Source organism: Streptomyces sp. NPDC030296 (genome assembly GCF_055572815.1).
Window position 1 is genome coordinate 1 of the sequence record NZ_JBVICQ010000001.1, and the last position, 6,249, is coordinate 6,249.

Sequence of the window (6,249 nt, forward strand, 5' to 3'; positions counted from 1 at the left end):
CATCCCCGGCACCCCCGGCCTGGAACACCGCATCGGCGGCATCGAGAAACAGGACGGCACCGGCAACATCTCCTACGACCCCGCCAACCACGACTTCATGGTCCGCACCCGCCAAGCCAAGATCGACGGCATCGACGTCCCCGACCTCCAGGTCGACGACCCGGACCGGGCCGACACCCTGGTCCTCGGCTGGGGCTCGACCTACGGGCCGATCACCGCTGCCGTGCGGCAACTGCGGGAGGACGGCGAGCCGATCGCGCAGGCGCATCTGCGGCATCTCAACCCCTTCCCGAACAACCTGGGCGAGGTCCTCGCGCGGTACGAGCAGGTCGTCGTGCCCGAGATGAACCTCGGGCAGCTCGCCACGCTCATCCGGGCGAAGTACCTGGTCGACGCCCGCTCCTACACCCAGGTCGCCGGTACACCGTTCACGGCGGGCCAGCTCGCCCACACACTGCGGGAGACGATCCGTGGGAACTGAACTGCGACTCCAGCCGAAGGACTTCAAGTCCGATCAGGAGGTGCGCTGGTGCCCCGGCTGCGGTGACTACGCGATCCTCGCCGCCGTCCAGGGCTTCATGCCCGAACTCGGCCTCGCCAAGGAGAACATCGTCTTCGTCTCCGGCATCGGCTGCTCCTCCCGCTTCCCGTACTACATGGACACCTACGGGATGCACTCCATCCACGGCCGCGCCCCCGCCATCGCCACCGGCCTCGCCACCTCCCGCCGCGACCTGTCCGTCTGGGTCGTCACCGGCGACGGCGACGCCCTCTCCATCGGCGGCAACCACCTCATCCACGCCCTCCGCCGCAACGTCAACCTCAAGATCCTCCTCTTCAACAACCGCATCTACGGCCTCACCAAAGGCCAGTACTCCCCCACCTCAGAGGTCGGCAAGATCACCAAATCCACACCCATGGGATCCCTGGACGCCCCCTTCAACCCGGTCTCCCTCGCGATCGGCGCCGAAGCCTCCTTCGTGGCCCGCACCGTCGACTCCGACCGCAAACACCTCACCGACGTCCTGCGCCAGGCCGCCGCCCACCCCGGCACCGCACTCGTCGAGATCTACCAGAACTGCAACATCTTCAACGACGGCGCCTTCGAGATCCTCAAGGACCGCCAACAGGCCGAAGAAGCCGTCATCCGGCTGGAGCACGGCCGACCCATCCGCTTCGGCGCGGACGGCACCCGAGGCGTGGTGCGCGACGAGACGACCGGCGACCTGAAGGTCGTCACCGTCACCCCCGACAACGAGGCCCGCGTCCTCGTCCACGACGCCCACGCCCCCTCCCCCACCACCGCCTTCGCCCTCTCCCGGCTCGCCGACCCCGACACCCTGCACCACACCCCCATCGGCGTGTTCCGCTCCGTCGACCGACCCGTCTACGACACACAGATGGCCGACCAGCTGGACAAGGCCGTCGAGTTGAAGGGCAAGGGCGACCTCGGCGCTCTGCTCGCCGGCAACGACACCTGGACGGTCGGGCGTTCCGCCCGGCACCGCCGCTCCACCACGGCCACCCGGCCGTGAACCGCGGATCCGTCACCGCGGGACCGTGAACCACAGCACCGTCACCGCAACACCGTCACCGTTCGACCGCAGTACCCCGGGGAGGGACACCGAATGACCTATGTGATCGCTCAGCCCTGTGTCGACGTCAAGGACCGCGCGTGCATCGACGAATGCCCGGTCGACTGCATCTACGAGGGGCCGAGAAAGCTCTACATCCAGCCCGACGAATGCGTCGACTGCGGTGCGTGCGAACCCGTCTGCCCGGTGGAGGCGATCTTCTTCGAGGACGACGTTCCGGCCGAGTGGAGCGAGTACCGGACCGCGGACGCCGAGGTGTTCGCCGAACTCGGGTCGCCGGGCGGAGCGAGCGCGGCGGGGCCGCTCGCCGCCGACCATCCCCTGGTCGCCGCGCGTTCCCCGCAGGCCGCGTAACCCTCGCACCACCCGGTGTCCGGTCGCCGGATGGCCCGATTCCGCGGTGATCCAGCCCGGTTCCAGGCCAGGTACAGGCCGATACCAGTGATCCAGGACACCGTGGAGGCGGTGGCGGAATCTTTTCGCCACCGCCCTGTGGCGTTGTGCGCACCGGCCGCGCCCCACGCTCATCCCGGGCCGGCCATCCCAGAAGGAGCTGCAATGGACATCACCTTCACCTCTCAGCCCGCCCCGTCCGCCCCGGCCTCCAGAGGTCTCGTCGCACCGCTGCACCTGCTGCACAGACCCGTCACACCGGAGGGGTTCGTGCTGGACGCAGCCGCTCCCGTGGAGCAGCACTTCGCGCTCTCCGCCGAACTGCCCCAGGAGCACGGGACGTTCACCGACGGGCCGGGCACCTTCCACGATCTGCTCTACATCGCGGAGACCCTGCGCCAGGCGACGCACTTCGTCGCCCACCAGTACTTCCGGGTGCCCGCCGAGCGGCCCGCGGTGTTCGTCTCCAGCGGGCTCGACGTCCTCGACCCGGCCCCGTGGCGCCGCACCGACCGGCCGGCCCATCTGACGCTGGACCTCACCGTGACGCCCGTGGACGTGGTCAACGGCGTGCCGCGCGGCCTCGACTGCCGCAGCGACGTGGCGATCGACGGCGTCCCCTGTGGGAACGCTTCCGCGCGGCTGCAGTTCCTGATGCCGGGGGTGTACCGGTCGCACCGGGAGGTGGGGCGCCAGGAGAGTCTGCGGAGCACCGCTCCGGTGGTGCGCCCGCTGGCCTCCATGACGGTGGTCACGCAGGAGGAACCGGCCGCCGTGGCGCCGGAGTCGGTGGGGCGCGAGGACCCGCGCAACGTCGTCGTGGGACCGCCGCTGCGGGCGCCCTACGGGGAGTTCGTGCTGCCCGTGGCCGCCGATCCCGGCCACGAGGTCTTCACGGCGGTGCCCGGCGACCATGTCCCCGGCCCGGTGTTCCTGGAGGCGTCCCGGCAGGCGTCGCTGCTCGCCGCCTCCGAACTGCACGGGCTGCGGCCCACCCACGCCCTGCTGACCCGCTGGCGGGCGTCCTTCCGCGGGTTCGGCGACGCCGACCTTCCGCTGACCTGCACGGTCGTGGCGGAGGAACCGGTCCGCGACGACGCGGGCCGGCCCACCGTACGCACCCGGCTCGCCTTCAGCCAGGGCAGCCGTGTCCTGTGCACCGCCTCGGCCGTCCTGCTCCAGGACTGCTGACCGTACGACGCCGCCCGGACCGGCCGACGCTCTCCTCTCCCCTCGCTGTCATGATCAAGGAGCTCTTCGATGCGTTTCCGGGTACTGGGGCCGGTGAGTCTGTCGCCCCGCACTCCCTCCGCCGCGAAACCGCGCGCCCTGCTGGCCACGCTGCTCGTGCAGGCCGGTGAGGTGGTCCCCGTGCACAGCCTGATCGACGAGCTGTGGGGGACGGAACCCCCGCGCACCGCGACCACCACCCTCCAGGTGTACGTCTCCCAGCTGCGCAAGGTCCTCGCCGAGGCCGGCGGCTCCGCGCACTCCGGTGAGCTGCTGACCCGCGCTCCCGGATACCTCCTGGCCGTTCCCGAGCGGGACTTCGACCTGCCGTGCTTCGAACGGCTGCGGGCCGAGGGCCGCGCCGCCTACCAGGAGGGCGACTTCGGCCGCGCCTCCGGGCTGCTGCACGAGGCGCTCGCCCTGTGGACGGGCCCCGCCCTGTCCGGGATCCCGCACGGGGTGCGGCTGGAGTCCGCCGCCATCCGGCTGGACGAGCTGCGGATGGAGGTCCTGGAGCAGCGGATCGTCGCCGACCTGCGGCTGGGCCGCCACCAGGAGCTCGCCGGGGAACTGCTGGCCCTCGCCAACGAGCATCCGCTGCGGGAGACCCTGCACGGACACCTGATGGTGGCGCTGTACCGGACGGGCCGCGGCTCCGACGCGCTGCGGGTGTACGGGCGGCTGCGCCACTCACTCGTGGAGGAACTCGGCGTCGAGCCGAGCCCGGGCCTGTCCCGGCTGCACGAACGCGTCCTGCGCCGGGAGCCCTCCCTGGACTGGCAGCCGCCCCGCGCCACGCGCCGCGCGAGCGGCGACGACCCGGACGGCGCCGCCGGCTCACCGGGACGCCCGGCTGCTCCCCGGAGGGCGGCGGCACCGGCCGACGGGCCGCGGCACCTGCCCGGCCCGCCCCCGTCGCTGCCCGCGGCGCCGCCCGGCTTCGTCGGCCGCGACGAGGAACTGGCGTACGCGGAACGGGCGCTGCGCGGTGGCGTCGGCAGGCCGGCGGTACGGGTGCTGGCCGTCTCCGGGCCGGCCGGTGTCGGCAAGACGGCGCTGGCGCTGCGGCTCGCGCACCGCACGGCGGACCTGTTCCCCGACGGCGGGCTGCTGCTCGGGCTGCGCGGGCCGCAGGGGCGTCCGCTGAGTGCCGCGCAGGCGGGCGCGGCCCTGCTGCGCCGGCTCACCGACGACGTTCCCGGAGTCCCGCTCACCGACCCGGAGGAGCTGACCGACCGGCTGCGGCGGGCCCTGCACGGGCGCCGGATGCTGCTCATCCTGGACGACGCCGCGTCAGAGCAGCAGATACGGCCGCTGCTCCAGGCCGTCACGGAGGGCTCGGTGATCCTCACCGGGCGCCGCCGGGCCGCCGCCCTCGACGGGGCGGAGCACCTGCGGCTGGACGCGGTGCGGCCGGAGGAGGCGGTGGAGCTGCTGCTCGCCGCCGGGGGCGAGCGGATGGCGCAGGACCCGGTGGCGGTCGCCGAGATCGCCCGGCTGTGCGGCTGCTTCCCCCTGGCGCTGCGGGTGGCCGCGGCGGCCCTGACGGCGCGCCCGCACACCACGCCCGCCGCGCTGGCGGGCCGGCTGCGCGACGAGCGGACCCGGCTCGGTGTGCTGCGCGAGGGCGACCTCGACCTGCGCTCCAGCCTGCTGACGGGCTACCAGGAGGCGGGGCCCGCGCTGCGGCGCGCCTTCCGGCTGCTGTCCCTGGCGCCGGCCCCCGACTTCTCGGGCTGGACCGTCGCGGCCCTGCTGGGCACCGGGCCGGCGGAGGCGGAGGAGACGGCCGAGGAACTCGTCCGGGCCCAGCTGCTGGAGGCCCGCAGCGACGGCCGGTCCGTCCGCTACGGCTTCCACTCGCTGCTGCGGGTGCTGGCCACCGAACTGCGGGAGGCGGAGCCGGACGCCGCCCGGACGCGGCGGGACGTCGTCGAGCGGCTGGGCCGGGCCTACCTGAGCCTCGCCCGGTACGCGGACGGGCGGCTCGCCCCCGGTCGGGACTGGCGGGCCCGTCCCGACGCCGGGCATCCGGCGCCGGACGCGGCCGCGATCGTCGGCGCGAGTCCGCTGGGATGGTTCCGCGAGGAGGCCACGGGCCTGGTGGAGACGGTACGGCAGACGCACGCGGCGGGGCTGTGGCCGCTGGTGTGGGACCTCGCGGGCAGCGCCGCCGGATACTTCCACGCCCGCGCCGCGTGGGAGGAGTGGGAGGAGACCCACCGGCTCGCCCTGGACGCCGCGCGGCGGGCCCGGAACACCGACGCCGAGGCGGCCGTCCAGTACGCGCTCGGCGACCTGGCCTGGCAGCGTCGCCAGGCCGACCGGGCGCTGCGCCACCACACCGCCGCCCAGCACGCGTTCGAGCTGGTCCGCGACCGGACCGGGGTGGCACGCTGCCGGATCGGCGCGGCCGACGTCCTGCTCGGCCAGGGCCTGCTGGAACACGCCGCCCGGCGGTACGGGCGGGCGTTGGCGCTGTGCTCGGCCGAAGGGGACCTGCGGGGCGAGGTGGCCGCGCTGAAGGGGCTCGCCCTGGTCAACCTGCGGCGTGGCCGCGTGGACGTGGCCCGGCGCCAGCTGGAGCAGTGCGGGCGCGCCGCGGAACGCCTCGGCGACCGCCGCTGGACGGAGTACGTCCGCCGCACCACGGCCCGCCTGGCCCCGGACCCCGCCCACCGACTCTCCCCCGTCGGCCACGCGGTCGAGGTGGGCCCCGGCATGTGGCTCATAGGAACAGCCAAGGCCGCCTGAGCGACGCGACGCCGTCCCCGGTGGGAGGGACACGGCGTCGTCGCCGAGGGGAGCGACGTGACACCGTCCCCGGCGAAAGCGGCGCCGCCCCTGGCACGAACGGCGCGACAGCGTCGCCGGCAAGAGCCGTGTGCCGCCGTCGCCGGCGGGAGCAGCGGACGCGTCCCCGGCAGGGCCGTATGACCTCCACGCCGACACGAGCCGTGTGACCCTCGCCCCCGCTAGGACCGCGTGACACCGTCCCGGCGGAAGCAGCGTGACACCGTCCCCGGCAGGA

The 6,249-nt window shown here is 73.9% G+C and carries 4 protein-coding genes and 1 pseudogene; all 5 read left to right on the plus strand.

The window, feature by feature from the left end:
* Positions 1-481: pseudogene (locus ACZ4Z3_RS00005) on the plus strand (2-oxoacid:acceptor oxidoreductase subunit alpha); the annotation flags it as partial.
* The gene (locus tag ACZ4Z3_RS00010) at positions 471-1,535 is read left to right on the plus strand and encodes a 2-oxoacid:ferredoxin oxidoreductase subunit beta (protein ID WP_468498879.1); all 1,065 of its coding nucleotides are present in this window, start codon (positions 471-473) and stop codon (positions 1,533-1,535) included. The pseudogene ACZ4Z3_RS00005 and the gene ACZ4Z3_RS00010, both read left to right, overlap by 11 nt.
* Before the next feature lie 93 nt (positions 1,536-1,628).
* Positions 1,629-1,949, plus strand: coding sequence for a ferredoxin (gene fdxA / locus ACZ4Z3_RS00015; RefSeq protein ID WP_055511749.1), 321 nt, complete (start codon positions 1,629-1,631; stop codon positions 1,947-1,949).
* Positions 1,950-2,153: 204 nt separating this feature from the next.
* Positions 2,154-3,179 carry an AfsA-related hotdog domain-containing protein gene (locus tag ACZ4Z3_RS00020; protein WP_468498880.1) on the plus strand — a complete coding sequence of 342 codons (1,026 nt, stop codon included), beginning with the start codon at positions 2,154-2,156 and terminating at the stop codon, positions 3,177-3,179.
* Between the two features lie 69 nt (positions 3,180-3,248).
* Positions 3,249-5,972 (plus strand): AfsR/SARP family transcriptional regulator, encoded by a 2,724-nt coding sequence (locus ACZ4Z3_RS00025; protein ID WP_468498881.1) that lies wholly within the window; start codon positions 3,249-3,251, stop codon positions 5,970-5,972.
* The last annotated feature ends 277 nt before the right edge of the window (positions 5,973-6,249 follow it).

Bases quoted from the DNA above. Each gene is read 5' to 3' on its own strand.
- ACZ4Z3_RS00025 (WP_468498881.1), top strand. From the start codon at position 3,249: ATGCGTTTCCGGGTACTGGGGCCGGTGAGTCTGTCGCCCCGCACTCCC.
- ACZ4Z3_RS00020 (WP_468498880.1), top strand. From the start codon at position 2,154: ATGGACATCACCTTCACCTCTCAGCCCGCCCCGTCCGCCCCGGCCTCC.
- fdxA (WP_055511749.1), top strand. From the start codon at position 1,629: ATGACCTATGTGATCGCTCAGCCCTGTGTCGACGTCAAGGACCGCGCG.